22 protein-coding genes are annotated in these 22,725 nt (G+C 64.1%); 14 read left to right on the top strand and 8 right to left on the bottom strand.

What is annotated here, in order from left to right; translation table 11 throughout:
• Positions 1–164: 164 nt before the first annotated feature.
• The 3 genes from waaF (at position 165) to PG892_RS03280 (ending at position 3,522) form a co-directional block, all read left to right on the top strand.
• Positions 165–1,262: a lipopolysaccharide heptosyltransferase II gene (gene waaF / locus PG892_RS03290; protein WP_113977646.1), complete on the top strand. Its 1,098-nt coding sequence runs from the start codon at positions 165–167 to the stop codon at positions 1,260–1,262.
• 1 nt (position 1,263) lies between these two features.
• On the top strand, positions 1,264–2,532 hold the full coding sequence (waaA, locus tag PG892_RS03285) for a lipid IV(A) 3-deoxy-D-manno-octulosonic acid transferase (RefSeq protein WP_113977647.1): 1,269 nt from the start codon (positions 1,264–1,266) through the stop codon (positions 2,530–2,532).
• Positions 2,533–2,643: 111 nt separating this feature from the next.
• Entirely contained in the window at positions 2,644–3,522 is an 879-nt protein-coding gene (locus PG892_RS03280; protein ID WP_104452100.1) for a DMT family transporter, read from the top strand.
• A gap of 183 nt (positions 3,523–3,705) precedes the next feature.
• Here PG892_RS03280 and PG892_RS03275 read toward each other — a convergent pair whose 3' ends face one another.
• A complete protein-coding gene (locus tag PG892_RS03275) occupies positions 3,706–4,569 on the bottom strand; it encodes a YicC/YloC family endoribonuclease (RefSeq protein ID WP_010676104.1) in 864 nt (287 codons plus the stop codon).
• Between the two features lie 146 nt (positions 4,570–4,715).
• On the opposite strand from PG892_RS03275, the gene rph reads away from it, so the two are divergent.
• From rph to PG892_RS03230, 9 genes are all read left to right on the top strand, one after another.
• On the top strand, positions 4,716–5,432 hold the full coding sequence (rph, locus tag PG892_RS03270; protein ID WP_010676103.1) for a ribonuclease PH: 717 nt from the start codon (positions 4,716–4,718) through the stop codon (positions 5,430–5,432).
• 75 nt (positions 5,433–5,507) lie between these two features.
• Complete coding sequence (gene pyrE / locus PG892_RS03265; RefSeq protein ID WP_010676102.1) at positions 5,508–6,161, top strand: orotate phosphoribosyltransferase; 654 nt, start codon at positions 5,508–5,510, stop codon at positions 6,159–6,161.
• A gap of 179 nt (positions 6,162–6,340) precedes the next feature.
• Positions 6,341–8,770, top strand: a complete 2,430-nt coding sequence (locus tag PG892_RS03260; protein ID WP_113977649.1) for a heavy metal translocating P-type ATPase — start codon at positions 6,341–6,343, stop codon at positions 8,768–8,770.
• Positions 8,767–9,156, top strand: a complete 390-nt coding sequence (gene cueR / locus PG892_RS03255; protein ID WP_010676100.1) for a Cu(I)-responsive transcriptional regulator — start codon at positions 8,767–8,769, stop codon at positions 9,154–9,156. The genes PG892_RS03260 and cueR overlap by 4 nt, the downstream gene beginning before the upstream one ends.
• 153 nt (positions 9,157–9,309) lie before the next feature.
• The gene (locus tag PG892_RS03250) at positions 9,310–10,464 is read left to right on the top strand and encodes a GGDEF domain-containing protein (protein ID WP_041211999.1); all 1,155 of its coding nucleotides are present in this window, start codon (positions 9,310–9,312) and stop codon (positions 10,462–10,464) included.
• 30 nt (positions 10,465–10,494) lie between these two features.
• Complete coding sequence (locus PG892_RS03245) at positions 10,495–10,758, top strand: YihD family protein (protein ID WP_010676098.1); 264 nt, start codon at positions 10,495–10,497, stop codon at positions 10,756–10,758.
• A gap of 197 nt (positions 10,759–10,955) precedes the next feature.
• Complete coding sequence (ccoG, locus tag PG892_RS03240) at positions 10,956–12,404, top strand: cytochrome c oxidase accessory protein CcoG (RefSeq protein WP_010676097.1); 1,449 nt, start codon at positions 10,956–10,958, stop codon at positions 12,402–12,404.
• Between the two features lie 74 nt (positions 12,405–12,478).
• Complete coding sequence (locus PG892_RS03235; RefSeq protein WP_042016426.1) at positions 12,479–13,468, top strand: serine/threonine protein kinase; 990 nt, start codon at positions 12,479–12,481, stop codon at positions 13,466–13,468.
• A 209-nt stretch (positions 13,469–13,677) separates the two neighbouring features.
• Positions 13,678–14,286 carry a thiol:disulfide interchange protein DsbA/DsbL gene (locus PG892_RS03230; protein ID WP_113977650.1) on the top strand — a complete coding sequence of 203 codons (609 nt, stop codon included), beginning with the start codon at positions 13,678–13,680 and terminating at the stop codon, positions 14,284–14,286.
• 79 nt (positions 14,287–14,365) lie between these two features.
• On the opposite strand, the gene phnE is transcribed toward PG892_RS03230, so the two are convergent.
• The 5 genes from phnE to PG892_RS03205 form a co-directional block, all read right to left on the bottom strand.
• Positions 14,366–15,913, bottom strand: a complete 1,548-nt coding sequence (gene phnE, locus PG892_RS03225; protein ID WP_052365706.1) for a phosphonate ABC transporter, permease protein PhnE — start codon at positions 15,911–15,913, stop codon at positions 14,366–14,368.
• Positions 15,901–16,662: a phosphonate ABC transporter ATP-binding protein gene (locus PG892_RS03220; protein WP_043153387.1), complete on the bottom strand. Its 762-nt coding sequence runs from the start codon at positions 16,660–16,662 to the stop codon at positions 15,901–15,903. Before PG892_RS03220 ends, phnE begins: the two co-directional genes overlap by 13 nt.
• On the bottom strand, positions 16,659–17,504 hold the full coding sequence (locus PG892_RS03215) for a putative selenate ABC transporter substrate-binding protein (RefSeq protein ID WP_113977652.1): 846 nt from the start codon (positions 17,502–17,504) through the stop codon (positions 16,659–16,661). Before PG892_RS03215 ends, PG892_RS03220 begins: the two co-directional genes overlap by 4 nt.
• 125 nt (positions 17,505–17,629) lie before the next feature.
• Positions 17,630–18,808, bottom strand: a complete 1,179-nt coding sequence (pncB, locus tag PG892_RS03210) for a nicotinate phosphoribosyltransferase (RefSeq protein WP_182956198.1) — start codon at positions 18,806–18,808, stop codon at positions 17,630–17,632.
• Between the two features lie 101 nt (positions 18,809–18,909).
• On the bottom strand, positions 18,910–19,545 hold the full coding sequence (locus PG892_RS03205; protein ID WP_113977654.1) for a nicotinamidase: 636 nt from the start codon (positions 19,543–19,545) through the stop codon (positions 18,910–18,912).
• A gap of 74 nt (positions 19,546–19,619) precedes the next feature.
• On the opposite strand from PG892_RS03205, the gene PG892_RS03200 reads away from it, so the two are divergent.
• Positions 19,620–20,270 carry an NUDIX hydrolase gene (locus PG892_RS03200; RefSeq protein ID WP_029314880.1) on the top strand — a complete coding sequence of 217 codons (651 nt, stop codon included), beginning with the start codon at positions 19,620–19,622 and terminating at the stop codon, positions 20,268–20,270.
• A 76-nt stretch (positions 20,271–20,346) separates the two neighbouring features.
• A complete protein-coding gene (locus PG892_RS03195) occupies positions 20,347–20,832 on the top strand; it encodes a DUF523 domain-containing protein (RefSeq protein ID WP_069652406.1) in 486 nt (161 codons plus the stop codon).
• Here PG892_RS03195 and PG892_RS03190 read toward each other — a convergent pair.
• Together PG892_RS03190 and PG892_RS03185 are read right to left on the bottom strand one after the other, a co-directional pair.
• On the bottom strand, positions 20,778–21,734 hold the full coding sequence (locus PG892_RS03190) for an acyltransferase (RefSeq protein ID WP_113977655.1): 957 nt from the start codon (positions 21,732–21,734) through the stop codon (positions 20,778–20,780). The genes PG892_RS03195 and PG892_RS03190 overlap by 55 nt on opposite strands.
• 7 nt (positions 21,735–21,741) lie before the next feature.
• The gene (locus tag PG892_RS03185; protein ID WP_113977656.1) at positions 21,742–22,641 is read right to left on the bottom strand and encodes an acyltransferase; all 900 of its coding nucleotides are present in this window, start codon (positions 22,639–22,641) and stop codon (positions 21,742–21,744) included.
• Positions 22,642–22,725: the final 84 nt, after the last annotated feature.

Here is a 22,725-nt window from a genome sequence, read left to right as displayed (position 1 = left end):
GGTGGAAGAGGGCCTCAGGAGGGATGCGCGGGGGAGCAGATCCTGCCAGGGAGGCGTTTTGCGGGGGCAGACGGGTATCTTCTGTTATTTCTTCGGCCTTTCTTGGGGCATAATCTCGCCCAGTAACGATCAACAGCCGGGCCAGTCCCGAGAGAAGACGCGCGATGAAGATATTGGTGATCGGCCCCTCCTGGGTCGGCGACATGGTGATGTCCCAGAGCCTCTACAAGGCGCTCAAGAGCAACCACCCGGGCAGCGAGCTCCATGTGATGGCGCCGACCTGGTGCGTTGCGCTGCTGGAGCGGATGCCCGAGGTGGACAAGGCCATCCCCATGCCGCTTGGCCACGGTGACTTCAAGCTGGGGGCACGCCGTCGCCTTGGCAAGCAGTTGGCCACGGAGCAGTACGATCAGGCCATCATCCAGCCCAACTCCATGAAGTCGGCCCTCATCCCCTGGTTTGCCAGGATCCCGGTGCGCACAGGCTGGAAGGGGGAGCACCGCTTCGGTCTGCTCAACGATATGCGCAGCAACAAGCAGGCCTTCCCGCTGATGGTGGAAGGCTATGTGGCTCTGGCCTACCCCAAGGGGCAGATGAAGAGTCGGGACGACATTCCCGCTATTCCCCATCCCTCCCTGCACGTGGATCTCATCAACCAGGGCAAGGCGCTGGAGCGGCTCGGCCTGAATCGTGCCCGCCCTGTGCTGGTGCTCTGTCCGGGGGCCGAGTTCGGCCCGGCCAAACGCTGGCCGGAGGGGCACTACGCCGTGGTGGCGCAAAAGCACCTCGACGAGGGATGGCAGGTGTGGATCTTCGGTTCGGGCAAGGACGTGGACGTGGCCAACACCATCCGCGATCGGATCAACCCCCTGTCGCGCCCCAACTGCCACGTGCTGGCGGGCAAGACCAGCCTGCACGAGGCGATCGATCTGATGGCGCTGGCCGGTCGGGTCATCGCCAACGACTCGGGCCTGATGCACGTGGCGGCCGCCCTCAACCGACCGCTGATCGGCGTCTACGGCTCCACCTCGCCCCTCTATACCCCACCGCTGGCGGACAGGGTCGAGATCGTCCACACCGACATCGAGTGCCGCCCCTGCTTCAAGCGCACCTGCAAGTTCGGCCACCTCAAGTGCCTGAACGAGCTGATGCCGGAACAGGTCATCGAGGCGGGAAATCGGCTGGAGCGTGGGGAAACGGCAGATCTGACCATAGTGCGGCAGCCGGTGGAATCCTCCGCTGCTGAACCAGGTAATAGCTAGCATGATCTACCGGTTGCTCTACAACCTGCTGATCCACCTGGGGTTGCCCCTGGCGCTGCTGGCGCTCTACAAGCCCAAAAAAGGCAAGCCCGGCTTCGGGGCGCGCTGGGCCGAGCATCTGGGACGAATGCCGCCGACCGGACAGGAGGCTCCCCTCTGGATCCATGCGGTGAGCGTGGGGGAGACGCTGGCCATCACCCCCTTCATCCGCGCCCTCAAGGCGGAGCAGCCCGCCTTGCCCATTCTGCTCACCACCACCACCCGCACCGGCGCTGAACAGGCGGCCAAGCTCGGGGATCTGGTGGTGCACCGCTATGCGCCTCTCGACTATCCCTGGGCCGTCTCGGCGTTTCTGAGCACCGTCAAGCCCCGCGCCCTCTGGGTGATGGAGACCGAACTGTGGCCGAACTGGCTGGCGGCCTGCGAGGCACGGCACCTGCCAGTGACCATCCTCAATGCCCGCCTCTCGGAGCGATCCTGTCAGCGCTATGGTCGCTTCCAGGGGGCCTTCGATGCCCTGAGCCGCCCGCTGACCCACCTGCTCTGCCAGCATCAGGACGATGCGGATCGCTTCCATCGGCTGGGCATAGCGCGCAACCGGCTGGCGGTGACCGGCTCCATCAAGTTCGACATCCAGTTTGGCGACGAGGTACAGGCCAGGGGCCGCGCCCTGCGCCAGCAGCTGGGGGAGGCACGACCTGTCTGGATCGCCGCCAGTACCCACCAGGGGGAAGACGAGCAGGTGCTGGCCGCCTTCGATCGGGTGCTCAGGGCACATCCCTCCGCCCTGCTCATCCTGGTGCCGCGCCATCCCGAGCGTTTCGATCGGGTGGCCGAGCTGTGCGCTCCCTACGGTTGCGTGCGGCGCACCGCGGGCAGTGCGGTCGGCGAGAGGGACAAGATCTACCTGGGTGACACCATGGGCGAGCTGCCGCTGATGCTGGCGGCGGCGGATCTCGCCTTTGTCGGTGGCAGCCTGGTGCCCGTGGGCGGTCACAACCTGCTGGAACCGGCGGCGCTGGGCAAACCCTGCCTGACCGGCCCCGTCTATTTCAACTTCAGCGACATCACCCGCCAGCTGGTGGCCCAGGGTGGCGCGGCCGTGGTGGCGGACGCCGAGGCGCTCGGCCACCGGGTGAGCACCCTGCTCGGCGATGCCCCTGCCCGCCGCGAGATGGGGGAGCAGGCCCGCGCCGTGGTGCTGCGCAACCAGGGGGCGCTGGCGCGCACCCTCTCCCACTGCCTCGCCAGCCTGGAAAGTGACGACTGAGGCGGGGCGGCGTGGTGGCCGCCTCGCCAGCATGTCTGCCAAACCCCGGGAGACAATCCGCGCCTCTTTCCTTTATGCTCTGCCCTTTGCCCCTGACCCTGTGATGCCCCGATGAACCGCGCTCCCCTGCTGTTGATGATACTGGTCACCTTGCTGGCCGCCGCTGGCTGGCTCTTCTCGAAAGAGGCGATTCGCGAACTGCCCACCGCCGCCTTTATCGGCAGCCGCTTCCTGCTGGCCGCCCTGCTGCTCTTGCCGCTCGCCTGGTTGCGCGAGCCGCCCCCCAGTGGCTCACAACTGCTGCGTGCCGCCGGGTGCGGCACCTTGCTCGGGGCCAGCCTGCTGTTCTGGGTTACCGCCATCAGCCAGAGCGATGCCCTCGGCAGCGGCGCCTTCATCATGAGCGTGGCCACCCTGATGGCGCCGCTCGCCGCCTGGGCCGCCTTCAAGGCCAGACCCGGCCGCCACTACTGGCTGACTCTGCCCGTGGCCGTCGCGGGTCTGCTGCTGCTCTCCAGCAGCACCCACTGGGGCGTGTCGCTCTCCCTGTTCTGGTTTCTGGCGGCGGCCGCCACTCTGGGGGTCCAGCTCGCGGTGCACCGCCACTTCGCCCAGTCCATCCCTCCTACCTGGCTCACCTGCATCCAGTTGGCGGTGACCGGACTGCTCGGCACCCTGCTCTCCCTGTTGACCGAGCAGTGGCCCGCCGACATCAGCCAGGGCATCTGGGGCTGGTTTGCGGCCAGCGTCCTGATCGCCACCACATTGCGTTACTGGCTGCTCACCCACGCCCTGAGCCGGATGACCACGGCCCACGCCGCCCTGCTGATGCTGCTCGAACCGGTCTGGACCCTGATCTTAAGCACCCTCTTCTATGACGAACCGCTGGGCCCCGCCAAGCTGGCCGGCGCCGGCCTGGTGCTGGGCGCCCTGGTGCTCTACCAGCTCCCCCTGCTGCTACGCAGCCGAAGGCTGAAGTCACCGGTCTAGCCTGCGCGGGTGGGGGATGCATAGAAAAGAAGGAGAGAGTCTGCATGGCAGACCCTCTTTGCGTGATGGTACATGTCGGGCTCCCTTTGCTAGGGGTTGCCATCAGTCAAGCGGCTGAGAGCTGCGGGAAACGAGCATAAAAAAGCCCCCGGGTGGCGGGGGCTGGTGCATCGATGAGGGAGATCACTCGATGTTCTGGATCTGCTCGCGCATCTGCTCGATGAGCACTTTCAACTCGACGGCGGACTGGGTCACCTCGGCGTTGATCGACTTGGAGCCCAGCGTGTTCGACTCGCGGTTGAACTCCTGCATCATGAAGTCGAGGCGACGGCCGCAGGCGCCACCCTTCTTCATGATCTTGTTGGTTTCGCTGATGTGCATCTCCAGGCGATCCAGCTCTTCGGCCACGTCGATCTTCTGGGCCAGCAGCACGATCTCCTGCTCGATGCGGGCAGGATCCAGCTCCACTTTGGCCTCGGCCAGGCGGTCGGTGAGCTTCTGGCGCTGCCACTCGATGATCTGCGGCAGGTGCTCCCGCACCTTCTTCACTTCTACCTGAATGCCGGCCAGACGCTGTTCGATCAGCGCCTTGAGGTTGGCCCCTTCGCTGGCGCGGGAGGCGAGGAAGTCTTCCATGGTCAGGTCGAAGCCGGCCATCAGCTCGGTGGCGACCACGTCCATGTCCTGCTCGGCGGCAGCCATCACGCCCGGCCAGCGCAGCACGTCCACCGGGTTGAGCTGACCCTGGCCCGCCTCTTTCATCACCCAGTTGGCGCTCTCGATGATGAGTTTGGCCAGCTCTTCATTGATGTGCAGCTGGCTGGCGGCGGCCTGGGCGGCCTCGAAGCGCAGGTTGCACTCCACCTTGCCGCGCTGCAGCTTGGCGCGGAAGCGCTCACGCAGAACCGGCTCCAGGCTGCGCAGTTGTTCCGGCAGGCGAATGTAGGTCTCCAGATAGCGCTGGTTGACCGAACGAATTTCCCAAACGGCTGTGCCCCAGTCGCCCTTGAGTTCCTTGCGGGCGTAGGCGGTCATGCTGTGAATCATTGATTGTTCCGGGCTTGATGAAGTGTGCGGCCAGTATACTCAGCCAGGCCTGCTCCGTCAGCCGACGAGGTGGTTTTAGCGGCTGATATTTGAGTAGCGATCGCTTATACTCCTGCGCCAATTCAGCCAGCCCAGAGGTCAGTCCCATGTCCCGTCCCAGCGATCGCAGCGCCGCCCAGGTGCGTCCGGTAACCATCACCCGCCACTTCACCAAGCATGCTGAAGGGTCCGTGCTGGTGGAATTCGGCCACACCCGCGTGCTCTGCACCGCCAGCGTCGACACCAGCGTGCCGCGCTTCCTCAAAGGCAAGGGGCAGGGGTGGGTCACTGCCGAGTACGGCATGCTGCCGCGCTCCACCCACTCCCGGATGAACCGCGAAGCGGCCTCCGGCAAGCAGAGCGGCCGTACCCTGGAGATCTCCCGTCTGATCGCCCGCTCCCTGCGCGCGGCGGTGGACTTGAGTGCCCTGGGCGAGCACACCATTACCGTTGACTGCGACGTGTTGCAAGCCGACGGTGGTACCCGCACCGCCGCCATCACCGGGGCCTGCGTGGCGCTGGTGGATGCGCTGAACTGGATGGTGGAGAAGGGGCTGATCAAACAGAGCCCGCTCAAGCAGATGATCGCAGCCGTCTCCGTCGGCATGTTCGAAGGGGAGGCAATCTGCGATCTGGAGTACATCGAAGACTCCGCCGCCGAGACCGACATGAACGTGGTGATGACCGAAGATGGTCGCATCATCGAGGTGCAGGGCACCGCGGAGGCCGAACCCTTCACCCACGAGGAGCTGCTGGCCATGCTGGCGCTCGCCAAGGGCGGCATCGCCGACATCATTGCGCTGCAGAAGCAGTCGCTTGCATGATTTTAAAAACGCGGCATTGACCGCGTTTTTTTATACCCCCACACAAGACAACGACAAGCCAAGCAAGGAGCCAGAATGAAAGCCTACCAGCGTCAATTTATCGAGTTCGCCCTGGAGAAACAGGTCCTCAAATTCGGTGAATTTACCCTGAAATCCGGTCGTAAAAGCCCCTACTTCTTCAACGCCGGCCTGTTCAACAGCGGCCGCGATCTGGCCCGTCTCGGCCGCTTCTACGCCGCCGCCCTGATGGATGCCGGTATCGAGTTTGATGTGCTGTTTGGCCCGGCCTACAAGGGGATCCCCATTGCCTCCGCCACCGCGGTGCAGCTGGTGGAGCAGCACGATGTGGACGTGCCCTGGTGCTTCAACCGCAAGGAGGCCAAGGATCACGGCGAGGGTGGCAATCTGGTGGGCAGCCCGCTCAAGGGGCGCATCATGCTGGTGGACGATGTCATCACTGCCGGCACCGCCATCCGCGAATCCATGGATCTGATCCAGGCCAACGGCGCCTCCCTGGCTGGCGTGCTGATCGCGCTGGACCGTCAGGAGAAGGGCAAGGGCGAGCTCTCCGCCATTCAGGAAGTGGAGCGTGACTACGGCGCTCACATCATCGCCATCATCCAGATGAGCGACTTGATCCAGTATCTGGAAGAGAAGCAGGCCGAACAGCCGGAGCTGGCGGCGCAACTGGCCGCCATGAAGGCTTACCGCGCCCAGTACGGTATCTGAGCTCCGCTCACACCGCGCAATAGCTGAATGCGGCGCCCGTTTGTTCTCTGGCAGCAAACGGGCGCCGTTTTTTTCATCTGAAAAAAGTGGATCATGTGGCTTGAGTTTGCCCTTACAGTAAAGGTTAGGGTTTGCCAGTCGGCGTTTTGTGGTGCCGACGGGTTCCGGGGAGGAACAACATGACCACTCATCTTCAATCACCCATTCATTTGCAGTTGCCGCTCAGCGGCATGAGCTGCGCCAACTGCGCCGGCCGCATCACGACCGCCCTCAACAAGCTCGACGGGGTATCGGCCACCGTCAACTTCGCGCTGGAGCAAGCCGCCATCGAGCTGGCCAGCCCTGATCGTTTGCCGGCGGTGCTGGAGAGCATCCAGGCGCAGGGTTACGACTACGGCAGCGAGACCATCCTGTTTCAAATTACCGGTATGACTTGTGCCGGTTGCTCGGCCCGCCTGAACAAGATGTTGGCGGCGCTGCCCGGCATCATCTCCGCCGACGTCAACTTCTCCATCGAGCAGGCCCGGATCGTGCTGGTACCCGGGATGCAGACGCCCGCGGCCCTGCGCGAGCAGATCGAGGCCCTCGGCTTTGGCGCCCAACTGGCGCAGGGCTCGGCCAGCGGCCGCCGCCAGCAGTTGCTGGAGCGGGAAGCGCAGGAGGCCGCCAGCGCCCGTCAGGCGCAAACCCGGGTCATCGTCTCGACTTTGCTGACGTTGCCGCTGCTGGTGGGGATGCTGGCCATGGCCGGGTTGTTCCCCTGGCATCTGCCCGCCTGGCTGGAGCTGCTGCTCGCCACCCCGGTGCAGTTCTGGATCGGGGCCCGCTTCTATCGCGGCGCCTGGCTTGCCATCAAGAACCGCTCCGCCAACATGGATGTGCTGGTGGCCACCGGCACCAGCGCCGCCTACTTCTACAGTCTCTATCTGTTGTTGACGCTGGGGATGGCTGCCAGCGGCAAGCTCTATTTCGAGGCGAGCGCCATCATCATTACCCTGATTTCGTTGGGAAAACTGCTGGAGGCTCGGGCCAGACGCAGCACCCAGTCCGCCATTCGCGAACTGATGGCGCTGCGGCCGGAAACCGCCACCGTCTGGCGTGGCGAGAGTTGGCAGAGCGTCGCCATCGATGAGGTGCTGCGCGGTGATCGGCTGCGGGTGCTGGTGGGTGAGCGGGTGCCGGTGGACGGCAAAATCGTGAGCGGCGAGAGCGAGCTGGACGAGTCGATCCTCACCGGTGAGAGCCTGCCGGTGCTGCGCAGTGCGGGCGACAAGGTGCTGGGCGGTGCCATCAACCGCTCCGGCGTGCTGGAAATTGAAGCCACTACGGTGGGGGAGGACTCCAGCCTCAGCAAGATCATCGCACTGGTGGAGAACGCCCAGATGGGCAAGGCGCCGCTGCAACAGCTGGTGGACAAGGTCTCCGCCGTGTTCGTGCCGGTGGTGATGGCCATCGCCCTGTTCACCCTGCCGGTGTGGTACGCCATCAGTAACGACTTCGGTCAGGCGCTGCTGGCGGCGGTGGCCGTGCTGGTGATCGCCTGCCCCTGTGCGCTGGGGCTGGCCACACCGGCGGCCATCGTCACCGGTACCGGGGTGGCGGCGCGCCACGGCATTCTGATCAAGGATGTCGATACCCTGCAGAAGGCCCACGCCATCAAGGCGCTTATCTTCGACAAGACAGGTACGCTCACTCAGGGCAGGCCCGTGCTGGCGAGCTGGAGCGGCACAGCCGAGCAGCTGCGTCTTGCCGCCGCCCTGCAGCAGGCGAGCGAACACCCGCTGGCGCTGGCCATGCGCGAGGCGGTCGGCAAGGAGACTACGCTGCCCCAGCCGGAGGCGGTGGAGGTGCGGGTCGGTGCCGGTATTGTCGGTCAGGTCGCCGGTCATACGGTCGCCATCGGCAATGGCTCTTTGCTGGCCCAGCTCGGCATTGAGGTGCCCGCGCAGGATAAACAGCCTGCCGACGGCGCGACCCGGGTCTGGGTGGCCATCGACGGCGTGGTGGCTGGCATTGCGGCGCTGGCCGATACCCTGCGCCCCGAGAGTCCGGATGCCATCGCCACCCTGCGTCAGCGCGGCATCGCCAGCTGGCTGGTGAGCGGTGATGCGCCGGCGCCGGTGGCCCATATCGCCGCCAAACTGGGGCTGGACGGGGCCTTTGACTCCGTGCTGCCAGCCGGCAAGGTGGAGAAAGTGGAGGCGCTGCGGGCGCAAACCAGCGGGCTGGTCGCCATGGTGGGGGACGGGGTGAACGACGCCCCGGCGCTGGCGGCGGCGGATGTGGGTATCGCCATGGGCTCCGGCTCCGACGTGGCGATGGAGACCGCCTCCATCACCCTCATGCGGTCTGATCCGCGGCTGGTGGCCGATGCCATCGACATCTCGGCGGCCACCTGGCGCACCATCCAGCAGAACCTGTTCTGGGCCTTCGTGTTCAACATCATCGGCATTCCGCTGGCGGCACTGGGTTACCTCAGCCCCGAGCTGGCGGGGGCGGCCATGGCCCTGAGCAGCATCACCGTCTTGAGCAATTCCCTGTTATTGAAGCGCTGGCAGCCCCGGGCGGGCAGCCTGCGTGCATCTGAATCCCAAAGGAGTCATTCATGAACATCAGCAAGGTCGCCAAGGCCACCGGCCTGACCGCCAAGACCATCCGCTACTACGAGAGCATCGGCCTCATCTCGTCGCCGGTGCGCAGCGATAACGGGTATCGCAGTTATACGGATGCCTCCCTGCGGGAGCTGCGCTTCGTCAAGCGGGCGCGGGAGACCGGTTTCAATCTGGAGGAGTGTCAGGAGCTGCTGGCGCTCTATCGGGACGAGCACAGAACCAGTGCCCAGGTGAAGAAGCTGGCCCAGGAGAAAATCGTCGATCTGCGCTCCCGCATCGCCGGTTTGCAAGCCATGCTCAGCGCCCTCGAGGAGGTGGTGAGCTGCTGTCACGGAGATGCGAATCCCCAGTGCCCCATCCTCGACGAGCTGGAGAAAGGGTGAGGGAGGGCTGCGCCATTTGACCCTGCAGAGAAGGGTCTGTCGGAGCCTGTGCGGGAGAGGACGCGCTGAGTGGCAGCTTAATAGCGGTCGATTGATTGTTGAGCAGGAAAGGGGAGTGTTAAACTGTGCGGCTCTTGTACAGGGAGTACCCAGTTGACACAGAGTGTGAAATATCAGGTGCGGCGGGCCATCATGGTCCAGCTCTATACCCATGCCTCCTTCAGCCTGCCTTGCCTGGGGCTGCTGGCGATCAGCTGGAGCCTGCTGTTCCACGATTACCTGCCGGCCAGCGAGTCGCTGGGCTGGCTCGGTCTGGTCCTGCTGCTGTTGCTGGGGCGCTGGTGGCATTTGCGCTGGCGCCAGCCCAGGCTGGCACAGCTTCCGCTGCCGGTGCTCGAGCGCGAGCTCTTTGTCGGGGTGACCATCACCTCCATCGTCTGGGCACTGGGCGTGCTGCTCTACATGGACAAGCTGCCAGACACCTATCGTGCCGCCATGATGATGCTCTCCAGCCTGATCCTGACCGGCAGTGCCATCATGCTGTTCGGCAGCCGTCGTACCCTCTATGGGGCCGTGCTGCCCCTCGGGTTTGCCATGTTGTTCGAGCTCAGTGGCGGCAACACCCAGGAGCGTATCGTCTCCTGCATGCTGGCGGGGTATCTGTTCGTCTTTCTGCCGACACTGCTGCGGCGCCTGCGGCGGGATCAGGTGGCCTCTCTCTACCACAGTTTTTCCAATGCGGATCTGGTGGCCGAGCTGAAGGCGGTCTCCGAGCACCTCAAGCTCACGTCCCGCCTCGACGGTCTGACCGGCATCGCCAACCGGGCCCATCTCGACGACTCCCTGGCGCGCGCCTGGCGTCGCTGTCACCGTGCCAGGGCGCCTCTCTCTCTGGTGCTGGTGGATGTGGACTACTTCAAGCAGTTCAATGATCACTATGGTCACCAGGTGGGGGACCAGTGCCTGCAACAGGTGGCGAGCCTGCTGGCCGAAGTGCTGCGGCGGGAAGACGATCTCGCTGCCCGTTACGGCGGAGAGGAGTTCGCCCTGCTGCTGCCCTGCACCACCTTGCAGGGGGCCATGCAGATCGCCGAGCAGGTGCGTACCTCGTTGCGAGCCCTCGGCATTCCCCACCACAAATCCCGGGTCTCGGGGCGGGTCAGTTGCAGCTTCGGGGTGGCGACCCTGGTGCCGGACCAGCATCACTCTATTGCCGAGCTCATCCAGAAAGCGGATGCGGCGCTCTATCAGGCCAAGCATAATGGCCGGGATCGTATCGAAGTAGCCTTGATGGGTAAGGTTGCCTGAGTTTCACAAGACAGATTAAAGAGGTCGTCTATGCAATGTCATCGTATCGAAGAGCTGCTGGAACTGCTGCAGCCTGCCTGGATCAAGGAGCAGGATCTCAGCCTGGTGCAGTTTGTTGCCAAACTGGCCGAGGAGGCGGGATTTGACGGTCCGCTGTCCGCACTGACCGACGACATGCTGATCTACCACCTCAAGATGCGGGAATCCGACAAGCAGGCGATGATCCCGGGGCTGGCCAAGGATCACGTGCCCGACTTCAAGGAAGCCCTGCTCAAGGCCCGCGGCATCAAGTAATCCGGGCGTCATATCGCCATCAGAGAAAGGTTTCAAGAGAATCTGTGAAAAGGCGCATAGTCAACTGGTTATGGGCCTTTTTTGTTGCCTGAAATTGCGACGGGACTCGAACTATAGATACATTTAACCCACACAATTAGCAGGTTGTTTAAGATATAATCGCTTTCATAACAATATGAGTGGAGCGATGTGTTGCAATGGCCGACAAGGACAAGATCGACATCAAGGATGTGACCGGTGACGTCACCGGGACTTTCAATCCCAACACCTTCAAGGCGGGAGATGACAGGTTCAACCCCGGCAACCGCATCTATGTCCGCTCCCAGACCGGCTACTGGCAGCGGGTGCGCAAGGCCATGGGCTGGTTCTTCGTCGCGCTTTTTGTACTCCTGCCCTGGCTGCGTTATGACGGCCGTCAGGCGGTGCTGTTCGATCTGGAGCACCAGCAGTTCCATATCTTCGGTGCCACCATTTGGCCGCAGGATCTCACCCTGCTGGCCTGGGTCTTCATGATCGCGGCCTTCGCCCTCTTCTTTGTGACCACCTTCCTGGGTCGGGTCTGGTGCGGCTACCTCTGTCCCCAGACGGTGTGGACCTTCCTGTTCATCTGGTTCGAGGAGAAGCTGGAAGGGGCCGCCAACAAGCGTCGCAAGCTGGATGCGGCGCCCTGGAGCGGCGAGAAGCTGGCCCGGAAGGGCGCCAAGCACCTGGCCTGGATCCTGCTGTCGCTGGGCACGGGGCTGACCTTCGTCGCCTACTTCCAGGATGTTTTCCACCTGGTGCCCGATTTCTTCACCCTGCAGGCGGGAGGCTGGGTCATCTTCTGGGTGCTGTTCTTTGCCGCCTGCACCTATGGCAACGCCGGCTGGATGCGCGCCATCATGTGTATCCACATGTGCCCCTATGCCCGATTCCAGTCCGCCATGTTCGACAAGGACACCTACATCGTCGGCTATGACAGCCAGCGTGGCGAGACCCGCGGTGCCCGTGGTCGCAAGGCCGATCCCAAGGCGCTGGGGCTGGGGGACTGCATCGACTGCGACCTCTGCGTGCAGGTCTGCCCGACTGGTATCGACATCCGTGACGGCCTGCAGTACGAGTGTATCAACTGCGGCGCCTGTGTCGACGCCTGCGATCAGACCATGGAGCGGATGGGGTATCCGAAGGGGCTCATCAGTTACACCACCGAGCACAAGCTGGCCCACAGTGAAACCCAGGTGGCGCGGCCCAAGCTGATTGGCTATGGCCTGGTGATGGTCGTCATGCTGGGGGTCTTCGTCTATAACGCCATGTCCATCATGCCCATGGGGCTCGACATCCTGCGTGATCGCAACCAGCTGTTCCGGGAAAACAGTGAAGGGCTCATCGAGAACACCTATACCCTGAAGATCCTCAACAAGACCCTGAACTCCCAGACCTACCGGCTGGACGTGGAAGGGCTGCCGGAGTACCAGTGGTTCGGACCCCGCGAGGTGACACTGAAGGCGGGCGAGATCTATACCCTGCCGGTGAGCCTGGCGGTGGATCCCTTCAACCTGAAGCGGCCCACTCTGGACGTCCAGTTCGTGCTCAAGCGGGAAGGCGCGGCGCCGGACGACAGCAAGGGGACTTTGCGCCAACCGAGCAAGTTTATCAGCAGGTTGTGACGGCAAGGCGCACCGCCATGCACGGCAAGGGCAGACAGTGGTGATAGAATGGGGCGCAACAGCGCCCCTTTTCTATGGTGGATGACATGCGTTTCAACTATTCCGACCTCAATCCCGATCTCATCATGGATGCCATCGATCTCAGCGGCTTGCGCATCGACTCCGGCCTTATCGAGCTCAACAGTTACGAGAACCGCGTCTATCAGTTCCAGGATGAGGATCGCCGTCGCTACGTGGTGAAGTTCTACCGCCCCGGTCGCTGGAGCCGGGCCCAGATCCTGGAAGAGCACGCGTTTGCCGCTCGCCTCTGTGAAACTGAGATCCCGGTCGCCGCTCCCATTGCCTTTGCCGGCGAGACCCTGCTGGAGCATCAGGGCTACCCCTTCGCCATCTGGCAGAGCGTCGGGGGGCGTCAGTTCGAGGTGGACAACCTGGACCAGCTGGAGTGGGTGGGGCGTTACCTCGGTCGCATCCACAGCGTCGGTGCCAGCCATGCCTTTCATCACCGGGTTCCGCTGGATGTGGAGAGCATGCTGCACGAGCCGCGTCAGTTGCTGGCGGCAGGCGAGTGGTTGCCGAGCGGGCTGGCCAAGTCCTTCTTCGGGGTGCTGGACGAGCTGATCCGGCACGTATGCGACGCCATGACCCTGGATGTGGCACGCATCTCCCTGCATGGGGACTGCCACCCGGGCAACATCCTGTGGCGTGACGGCCCCCTGTTTGTCGATCTCGACGATTGCCGCACCGGCCCCGCCATCCAGGATCTCTGGATGATGCTGAACGGGGAGCGTCATGAGCAGCAGATCCAGCTCGATACCCTGCTGGCGGGGTATGAGGAGTTCATGGAGTTTGACCCGCGGGAGCTGGCGCTCATCGAGCCGCTGCGTGCCATGCGCATCGTCCACTACATGGCCTGGCTGGCAAGACGCTGGGAAGATCCCGCCTTCCCCCGCCACTTCTCCTGGTTCAACACCGAACACTACTGGCGCCAGCAGATTGCGACCCTGCATGATCAGCTCGAGGCATTGAAGGCCCCGCCGCTCAGCCTGATGCCGCAGTGGTAGGGGCGCGAACCCGGCAGATCGCCACGCCACGGGGCGTCCATTGGTGGTGTCGCCCGTACCATTGCCACAGCGGCAAGGTGCCCGTGGGAGGCGGGATGGCGGTCCCGCCTGTCTGCCTTTGCCATTGACGGCACGAGGGTGAGGCAATAGGCTTGGACTGCTTCGGTTCGCCGGGCGTGCCTCACAGTGATCCCTTAACAGGAAACGTCATGAAAAAAGTACTATTTTTCCTCGCTGCCATGCTGATGATCCCCATGGTTCACGCCGCCCCGCAATTCAAGGAAGGCGTCAACTATGACGTGGTCACCCAGACCGGCAGCGCCCAGCCTGAAGTGATGGAGTTCTTCTCCTACTTCTGCCCGCACTGCGCCAAGTTCGAACCGATCGCCGAAGAGCTGGCGAAGAGCCTGCCGGAAGGCGTACCCATGAAGAAGAACCCGGTCGCCTTCCTGGGCCGCGAGATGGGGCCCGAGATGCAGCGTGCCTACGCCGTCGCCAACCTGCTGAACGTCGAAGGCAAGCTGACCCCGGCCATCTTCGACAAGATCCACACCCAGCGCCAGATCCCCCAGAGCCGTGGTGACGTGAGGCAGATCTTCGTGGACAACGGCGTGCCGGCCGAGGAGTTCGACGGTGCTGTCGACAGCTTCGCCGTTTCCGGCATGGTCTCCCAGTTCGACCGCAACACCGAGAGCTACAACGTCCGCGGCGTGCCGGCCTTCCTGGTGAACGGCAAGTACATGGTGAAGATCGAATCCATCACCTCCCAGGAGCAGTTCAACCAGCTGGTGCAATTCCTGCTGGCCAAGAAAGACTGATCCAGACTGACCTCGTGAAAAAAGCCCGCCGGTGCAAACCGGCGGGCTTTTTGTTTATCAGGGCCATGCAAGGCGGGGATCAGATCTGGCAATCCCGCTGGCTGGGGGCCGGGCGCGGCAAGCGGGTGCGACGGCTGAGGGCCTCCGCCAGCCAGACCAGCAGCAGGATGGCCAGCAGCAGGGTGGCGGTCTGGTCGTAGCGGAACAGGCTGAGCGAGACATAGAGCTGCTGTCCCAGGCCGCCGGCGCCAACCACGCCGAGTATGGTGGCGGCCCTCAGGTTCATCTCGCCGCGATAGAGGCTGTAGGCCAGCCACTGGCGCGCCACCAGGGGGAACACCCCGTACCAGAAGCAGGCCGTAGGGCCGGCCCCGCTCAGCTGCAAGGCGAGGCGGGGGGCGGGATCCGCGTTCTCCAGGGTCTCCACGAACAACCGCGCCAGCACCCCGGTGGTGTGCAGGGTCAGCGCCAGTATGCCCGCCACCGGCCCCAGTCCGACCGCGATCACCAGCAGGCTGGCGAAGATGAGTTCGGGCACGGAGCGCAGCAGGTTGAACAGCAGCCGCAGCGGCCAGCAGTGGCGCGCGAGGCAGGCCAGCGGCAGGGCCAGCAGGGCGCTGAAGAGGGTGCTTAGCAGCGCCATCTGCACCGTATCGAGCAGGCCCATAGCCACTGTCTTGAGGAAGGGCCATGACCAGTCCGGTCGCAAAAACTCCCCCAGGAAGGTGCCCAGGCCCCCCAGTGAGAAGCTCAGCATGCGCCAGTCGAGCTGATACAGCGCGAGGACAGCGGCCAGCCCCAGGCAGATCAGCAACAGCAGGCCGGGGGAGCGGCTGTGGCGCAGCCAGGCGCTGAGGCCATCCGCGAGCGTCACCAGCAGGATGAAGGCCAGCAGCAGGGTCACCACCTCGCCACCGGCAAACATGCGCAGGGAGAGTTCGAGCTGCTGACCGAGCCCGCCGGCGCCGACGAAGCCCATGATGACGGAGGCGCGCAGGGCGCACTCCCAGCGGTAGACGGTGTAGGAGAGCAGTTCCTGACGCACCGCAGGCAGCACGCCGTACCAGAGCGCCTGCAGCCGGCCGCTACCGCCCAGCAGCAGGGCGCGGGCCGGTTGCAGGGCACCGCTCTCCATGATCTCGTTGTAGACCTTGGCCAGCATGCCGCCGTAGCTGACGGCGATGGCCAGGATGGCGGCGAGCGGCCCGAGCCCCGACAGACGCACGAACAGTAGCGCCCAGATGAGCTCGGGCAGGCTGCGCAGCACGATGGCGACGAGGCGCGAGAGGGCCCGAAAGGCGCCGCGCAGCGGGCTGGGCACCGGCCCCAGTTCGGCCAGCGACAGGGCGCGGGAGCCGAGCAGGGCGAACGGCACACCGAGTAGCAGGGCGCCCGCCAGTCCCAATGTCGCGACCGCCAGACTCTCCAGGGTCGCGGTCAGGGTCAGGACGAGGAAGTCCCGATCCATGCGGGGCGGCCAGCTGGTGGCGAGGAAGTTGCCCATCTGCCGCCAGCTCTGGCCGTCGAACAGGCCGAGCCAGCCGTCGGCCTGTTGCCACAGGCTGTAGCCGATGAGCAGCAGCAACCAGGGCAGGGGATGGCGCCAGCGGCTAGTCAAATTGAACACGCCGCCGCCTCGTCATCACCGGCGTAGAGCTCGGCCAGCATGGCCGGGGTGACGGCCGCCGCCGGACAGTCGAACAGCACTCGCCCCTCCCGCAGGCCGATGATGCGGGGGAAACGGCCGAGCGCCAGCTCGACCGCATGCAGGTTGGCGATGAGTGTGCTGCCCCGGGCGCGGGCCTGTGCCAGCAGGGCATCCAGGCTGCCTTGGGCGAGCACGGGATCGAGGGCGGAGACGGGCTCGTCGGCCAGGATCAGATCCGGCTGCTGATAGAGCACCCGTGCGATGCCGACCCGCTGCAACTGGCCACCGGAGAGCTCGCCGCAGCGCTGTTGCCACTTGTCGGCGAGGCCGAGGCGCGCCAGCTCGGCTAGCGCACCTTCGGGGTCGCAGGGGCGCAGCAGGGAGAGTAAGGAACGGCCGAGGGACCACTGACCGAGCCGGCCGGCCAGCACGGCGGTCACCACCTGCTGGGAGGCGGGCAGCGGCGGTTGCTGCCAGACCATGCCGATCCGGCTGCGCAGCCGCTGGCGGTCCCGGGTGGAGAGGGTCCAGGGATCCTGGTCCCAGAGGGTGAGCCTGCCTTCGCCGCGCAGCTCGGTGCCGAGCAGCCGCAGCAGGCTGGTCTTGCCCGCGCCGCTCGGCCCTATGATGGCCACGCACTCGCCTGCCGTTATCTGCAGGTTGAACGGCTGCAGGATGCGGCTCTGGCCGAGCCGCAATCCTTCCCCGTCCAGCGCGACGGCGATCACTTCAGCAGGCCGGCCTGGGTGGCGGCGGCTTCGATGCCCAGGTAATTCTCGGGCTTGGTCTCGATGAAGCGGGTAGCGCGTTGCAGCTTGAGGATCTCGGCCTGGGCGGGCACCGCCGGATCCAGGCTGAGGAAGGCTTGCTTGATCTTCTCTTGCAGGGCCGGATCCATATCACCGCGTACTGTCCAGTTGTAGTCAAAGTAGGTCGGGGTGGTCCAGATCACCTTGACCTTGGTGGTGTCGACCTTGCCCTCTTCCACGAGCTTCTCCCACACGGAGGCGTTGAGCGCACCGGCCGGCACCTTGCCGGAGGCGACCCAGGCGACGGTGGCGTCGTGGGCGCCGGAGAAGGCGACGTGGGCGAAGTCACGTTCCGGGTTGATGCCCTGCTCGGCCAGGAAGTGGCGTGGCATCAGGTGACCGGAGGTGGAGGAAGGGGAGCCGAACGCGAAGTCCTTGCCCTTGGTGTCGGCCAGGGTCTTGATGCCGCTGTCGGCATTGGCGATGAACTTGGAGGTGAACTGGGCATCTTCCTGACGCTGCACCAGGGGTACCACCTTGTCGGCACGGCGGTGTGCCTGCACATAGGTGAAGCCCCCGAGCCAGGCCATGTCCAGCTTGCCGGCGGCCAGCGCCTCGACCACGGCGGCGTAGTCGTTGACCGGCACGAACACCACCTCGCGGCCTGTTTTCTCGGCCAGGTAGTCACCCAGGGGGGCAAACTTGCGTTGCAGTTCGGTGGGGGCTTCGTCCGGGATGGCGGAGACCCGCAGCGGTTCGGCGGCGACGGCGCTCAGGCTGGCGAGCAGGGTGGTGAGGGCGAATATCCATTTGGAGGTCATGGGTGGTTCCTTGTGGTCTGGCGTTCGAACAAGCGAAAGGTCCGACGGGGGGCCGGACCTTTCAGGTGAGTCATGGTAGGGGGCCATCGGCGCAGTGCGCAAGATGGGACACTCAAAAAGGCGTCTTATACCCCGACGTGGAAGGCCTGCTTGAGGTTGCGGATGAAGTCCGCGTCCCGGCACAGGGTCTTGCCCGGGCTGTCGGAGATCTTGGCGACCGGGCCGCCGTTGCACTCCATCAGCTTGAAGACGATGTTCATCGGGGTGACCCCGGGCAGATCACAGGTGAGCTTGGTGCCGATGCCGAAGCTGGTGTTGATGCGACCGCGGAAGTGGCGGAACAGCCGGACTGCCTTGTCGAGGTCGAGGCCGTCGGAGAAGACCAGCGTCTTGGTGGCGGGATCGATGCCGAGGCGCTGGTAGTGGCTGATGGCCTTCTCGCCCCAGACCACGGGGTCACCGGAGTCGTGGCGCAGCCCCTGGTAGCGGCTCGCCAGCTCGAAGTCGAAGTCACGCAGGAAGGCATCCATGGTGATGCAGTCGGTGAGCGCGATACCGAGGTGGTTGGTGAATTCGTCCAGCCAGCTGGTGAGGGCGGCGCGCTGGCTGAGCTCCAGCGGGAAGCCGAGCTGCTGGTGGGCCTGGAACCACTCGTGGGCCTGGGTACCCACCGCGGGCAACCGGTATTTCTGGGCCAGCAGGTAGTTGCTGGTGCCGCGAAACGCCGGCAGCCGCTCCTTGAGACGACCCACCACAGCGTCTTGTACCGCGAGGGAGAAGCGGCGACGGGTGCCGAAGTCGATGAGGTTGAACTCGCTCATCTCCTCCCGGCTCAGCTCCCGCTCCAGCTTGTCGATCTTCTGATCGAGCCGCTCCAGTGCCTGGTTGACGCCGAACTGGGGATAGCGGAAGCGGTTGCGCATCTCGCTGATGATGGCGAGCACCGGGATCTCCCACAGGATCACGTCCTGCCAGGGGCCTTCGACCCGCACATTGATGCGGCCATCCTGCTCGAACACCTTGAGCAGGGAGGCGTCCAGCGGCTTGCGGCGCAGGTGGTCCAGGTAGTCGGGCGTGAAGAAGGGGCGTTCGGCCAGGAAGTCGAGTTCGGACCGGGCCAGGCGCAGGGAGCCGGCGAGGCGCAGTTGTTCCTCGATCTGGCCCATCATGGGCAGCAGATCTTCTTCGTTGCGGCTGTGGAACTCGGCGACGACGTCGGCATCCGGATAGCGATGGAACACCGCCTGCTGCATGTGCAGCTTGTAGGCATCGGTGTCGAGCAGGCTGTGGAGGATGGGAGGCATATCAGGCTCCTGTGATGAGTGCTGCGCGGGCAACGCACTCTGGCTGCATCTGTGACGGGGGGGCGCCGGTGTCGGGTGGGCAGTGGAAAATGGAAGGCATATCAGGCATCCAGCAGGCGTTGAATGTCGGCCAAGGCCTGGGCCAGCTCGGCGCCGGCCTCGATCATCCGGGTGCGGGCCTGGTCGATTGTCTCGGGGGCGATGCCGCGGCAGGCGTCGAGGTGGACGATGACCCGGAAACCGGCGCGACGCAGTTGCAGCACGCTGGTCTTGACGCAATAGTCGGTGGCGAGGCCGCCGACCAGCACGGTAGTGACGCCGCGGGCTTGCAGAAACTCGATGAGCCCGGTGCTGCGCCGCTCCGCCAGGTCGTGATAGCAGGCGCCATAGGGATGCAGGTCCGGCTCGACCCCCTTCCAGACGAAGAAGTCGTAGTCGATGGGGGCGGGCAGGCCGTCGAGCAGCTCGAACCCAGGTGTGCCGGGCACGCAGTGGGCCGGCCAGGTGAGATCGGCATTCGCCAGTGCAAGGGGTTGCAACATGGCGACGGGTTCGGTCACCACCCAGGGGGCGTTCGCGGGGTGGGCATCCTTGCTGCCGGCTCGCAGGGTGGCGAGGGCAGCCTGGGCATTGAGCGCCGCCACTATGGTATTCCCGCCAGCGACGGGCAGCTCGTTCGGGCAGAGGGGAGTGAATCCCTTCTGCGCATCAATATCCAGGCTGGCGATGATTCCCATGGATGACTCCTTCACATAATATTCTTGTGATATTATCTACCAAACATTATTAGAAGGCGAGCAGGTCGACCAGGATGCCGAGAATGAGTCTGGATATGGTGGTGCTGCGGTTGCGCGAGGAGCGGCTCGAGCTACTTCTCGAGACCCGGGATCGCCCCCCCTTTGCCCATTGCTGGCAGTTGCCGGCCCTGCGCATCGACGAGACCCGGGATCGGGATCTGGACGCGGCTCGCCATCGCCTGCTGGCAGAGTGGGGGCTGGAGCACTGCTACAGCGAGCAGGTCTGTACCCTCGGCAACCTGGAGCGGGATCCCCGCGGCTGGTCCACCACCCTCGTCTATCTCTGTCTGGCGGATCCCGATGGGGGGGCGGTGCGCGGTCGCTGGCATCCTCTGGACGATCTGCCCGGCCTGCAACTCGCCTTCGATCACGGCAAGCTGGTCGCCATGGGGCTGGAGCGGCTGCGCATCAAGAGCCGTTACAGCACCCTGCCGCTGCATCTGCTGGGGGCAGAATTCACCCTCTCCGAGGTGCAACGGGCGTTCGAGATCGTCCTGCAGACCCCCATGAACACGGCCGCATTTCGCAAGCGGCTCCACCGTGCCGACATCCTGGTGGACACAGGGCGCAAGCGCACCGGCAAGCAACGTCCCGCCATCCTCTATCGGCTGGAGACCCCCTGTTGCGTCATGTTCGATCAGGTGATGCACGGTGCGGAAGCATAAGCCGATGTCTGCGAAAGCCGGATTGTCACCCCATCGCGGGTCTGGTGCACTGGCACCTCACACAGGAAGTCAAAGCATGGGAGAGACGGGAATGCACAAGGTGCTGGTGAGCGCCTGTCTGCTGGGGCAGCCAGTACGTTACGACGGCCAGAGCAAGGGGATTGTCAGCGACTGGCTGCAGGCGCTGGGAGCCGAGGGGCGGGCGCTGGCCTTCTGCCCCGAGGTGGCGGGTGGCCTTCCGACGCCACGCCCCCCTGCCGAGCGCCAGGGGGAGCGGGTGGTCACCGAAAGCGGGCTGGATGTGACGGAGGAGTTCGATCGGGGCGCCGCCCTTGCGCTGGCCCTCTGTCAGCAGCAGGACATTCGCTTCGCCCTTCTGAAGGAGGGAAGCCCCTCCTGCGGCAGCGGTCGCATCTACAATGGCAGCTTCGAAGGGGTTTCACTGGCGGGAGAGGGCAAGACCACGGCTTTGCTGCGCCGCCATGGCATCGCGGTGTTCAGCGAGGATCAGCTGCCCGAGCTGGCCTCAGCGCTCGCCTTGGCTGCCTGCGGATCGGTCTGAGCCGCCGCATCGGCCGCCTGCCACTGAGCCAGCATGTCGTCTTTTTCCTTCCAGCGTGCGTTCAGCCACTCCTGGAAACCGCGTTTGAACTGCTTGTCGTTGAAGTAATCCCCCACCAGTTGCTCGTCCACCGGCAGCTCCTCGATCCGCACCCGGATGCGCTTCATCTTCCCCATCAGGAAATCCTTGAAGGGGGTGTCGGAGTTGTCCGGGTAGCTGATGGTGACGTTGATCAGGCTGTCGAACTGATCGCCCATGGCTGCCAGGGTGAAGGCGAGTCCTGCCGCCTTGGGGGGCATGAGATGGCGATAGCGGGAGCGGGTGGCCTCGCGCTTCTGATCGGTGAAGCGGGTCCCCTCCACGAAGTTGATGACGGTGGTGGGAATGTGGCGAAACTTCTCGCAGGCGTTGCGGGTGGTCTCGATATCCTTGCCCCGCAGATGCGGATTTCTTAACAGAAACTCTCTCGAATAGCGGCGCATAAAGGGCATGTCCAGCCCCCAGCAGGCGAGCCCCAGCAGCGGGATGTAAATGAGCTCGTGCTTCATGAAGAACTTGGGCACCGGCAGCCGATTGCGAAACAGGTGGCCTAGCACCACGATATCGGTCCAGCTCATGTGGTTGCTGATGATGAGATACCAGCCATCCTTGCGCAGCCGGGTATTGTCCTCAATCTGCCAGTCGATGCGGGTAGTGAGGCGGATCACCAGGGCGTTGCAACCGAGCCACAGGCCCATGAAGCGATTGTTGAGCCGGCTGCAGGCGCGACCAAAGGCCGGCACGGGCAGCAGCAGTTTGGCCAGAGAAACCAGCAGGATCAGGCTGGCACACAGGGCGGTAAACAGTATGGTCAGGCCGGCGCTGATGAACAGCACCAGGGGGCCCGGGAGCAGGTTTGGCATGAGTGTCTTACTGCGTCTTGTCCGCCAGCAGCTTATCCAGAGTCTGGTCCTTCTCGTGCCAGATCCCGTTCAACCACTGTTGAAACTCTTGTTGGAACTCGGGGTCATTGAAGTAATCCCCCACCAGATTGCGTTCGATCGGCAGAAAGCGGACCCGAACCTTGATCTCCTTGACCCGACCGCACATGAAGTCCCAGTAGCTGGGGACGCCGCCGGGATAGGCGATGGTCACATCCACCAGCTTGTGCAGTTGATCCCCCATGGCCGCCAGGGTGAAGGCGATGCCCCCTGCTCTCGGGTGCAGCAGATGACGATAGGGTGCCCCTTGCTTGTCGTGCTTGCCGACGGTGAAGCGGGTCCCTTCCACGAAGTTCATCACACTCACCGGCATATGGCGGAACTTGGCACAGGCCTGGCGCGTAGTCTCTATGTCTTTTCCCTTCAGATGCGGCTTCTTTTCCAGCAACTTGCGCGAATATCGCCGCATGAAGGGGAAATCCAGCGCCCACCAGGCCAGGCCGAGAAAAGGTACCCAAATCAGTTCTTTCTTGAGGAAAAACTTCAGGAAGGGGATTTTTTGATTAAAAATCCGCTGCAATACCAATATGTCGACCCAGGATTGGTGGTTGGCAATCACCATATACCACTCATTCCGGCGCCCTTTGTCCACTCCGACCACATCGAAAGGGGTGTTGATGATGGTTTTCTGGATCAGATTGTTAAAACCTATCCAGTGGGTGGCGCAGCCGTCCAGGAGTGTGTTGCAGAGACGTCGCGCCCCCTTGAAGGGCAGCAGCAGCTTGATGAGGCCAAGCAGCAGGACGGGGACAAACCAGAACAGGGTGTTGATGAAATAGAGCAGGGTCGAGAGGCTGCCGCGCAGTCGCTCTATCAGCTTGTTGAGCATGGTGAAATCCGTCTTCGTATCGGTGGATGGCAACCAAGTGGTCAGATCTGTTGCCATAATATCAGCCGGCCCACGACTAGACCA

The sequence above is a fragment of the Aeromonas sp. QDB68 genome, assembly GCF_027707405.1.
GTDB classification, from domain to species: Bacteria; Pseudomonadota; Gammaproteobacteria; order Enterobacterales; family Aeromonadaceae; genus Aeromonas; species Aeromonas caviae.
This window is presented reverse-complemented; position numbering and strand designations above follow the sequence as displayed.

Coding starts and splice junctions, on each gene's coding strand:
- waaF (WP_113977646.1), top strand. CDS start 165: ATGAAGATATTGGTGATCGGCCCCTCCTGGGTCGGCGACATGGTGATG.
- waaA (WP_113977647.1), top strand. CDS start 1,264: ATGATCTACCGGTTGCTCTACAACCTGCTGATCCACCTGGGGTTGCCC.
- PG892_RS03280 (WP_104452100.1), top strand. CDS start 2,644: ATGAACCGCGCTCCCCTGCTGTTGATGATACTGGTCACCTTGCTGGCC.
- PG892_RS03275 (WP_010676104.1), bottom strand. CDS start 4,569: ATGATTCACAGCATGACCGCCTACGCCCGCAAGGAACTCAAGGGCGAC.
- rph (WP_010676103.1), top strand. CDS start 4,716: ATGTCCCGTCCCAGCGATCGCAGCGCCGCCCAGGTGCGTCCGGTAACC.
- pyrE (WP_010676102.1), top strand. CDS start 5,508: ATGAAAGCCTACCAGCGTCAATTTATCGAGTTCGCCCTGGAGAAACAG.
- PG892_RS03260 (WP_113977649.1), top strand. CDS start 6,341: ATGACCACTCATCTTCAATCACCCATTCATTTGCAGTTGCCGCTCAGC.
- cueR (WP_010676100.1), top strand. CDS start 8,767: ATGAACATCAGCAAGGTCGCCAAGGCCACCGGCCTGACCGCCAAGACC.
- PG892_RS03245 (WP_010676098.1), top strand. CDS start 10,495: ATGCAATGTCATCGTATCGAAGAGCTGCTGGAACTGCTGCAGCCTGCC.
- ccoG (WP_010676097.1), top strand. CDS start 10,956: ATGGCCGACAAGGACAAGATCGACATCAAGGATGTGACCGGTGACGTC.
- PG892_RS03235 (WP_042016426.1), top strand. CDS start 12,479: ATGGTGGATGACATGCGTTTCAACTATTCCGACCTCAATCCCGATCTC.
- PG892_RS03230 (WP_113977650.1), top strand. CDS start 13,678: ATGAAAAAAGTACTATTTTTCCTCGCTGCCATGCTGATGATCCCCATG.
- PG892_RS03215 (WP_113977652.1), bottom strand. CDS start 17,504: ATGACCTCCAAATGGATATTCGCCCTCACCACCCTGCTCGCCAGCCTG.
- pncB (WP_182956198.1), bottom strand. CDS start 18,808: ATGCCTCCCATCCTCCACAGCCTGCTCGACACCGATGCCTACAAGCTG.
- PG892_RS03205 (WP_113977654.1), bottom strand. CDS start 19,545: ATGGGAATCATCGCCAGCCTGGATATTGATGCGCAGAAGGGATTCACT.
- PG892_RS03200 (WP_029314880.1), top strand. CDS start 19,620: ATGCCGAGAATGAGTCTGGATATGGTGGTGCTGCGGTTGCGCGAGGAG.
- PG892_RS03195 (WP_069652406.1), top strand. CDS start 20,347: ATGGGAGAGACGGGAATGCACAAGGTGCTGGTGAGCGCCTGTCTGCTG.
- PG892_RS03190 (WP_113977655.1), bottom strand. CDS start 21,734: ATGCCAAACCTGCTCCCGGGCCCCCTGGTGCTGTTCATCAGCGCCGGC.
- PG892_RS03185 (WP_113977656.1), bottom strand. CDS start 22,641: ATGCTCAACAAGCTGATAGAGCGACTGCGCGGCAGCCTCTCGACCCTG.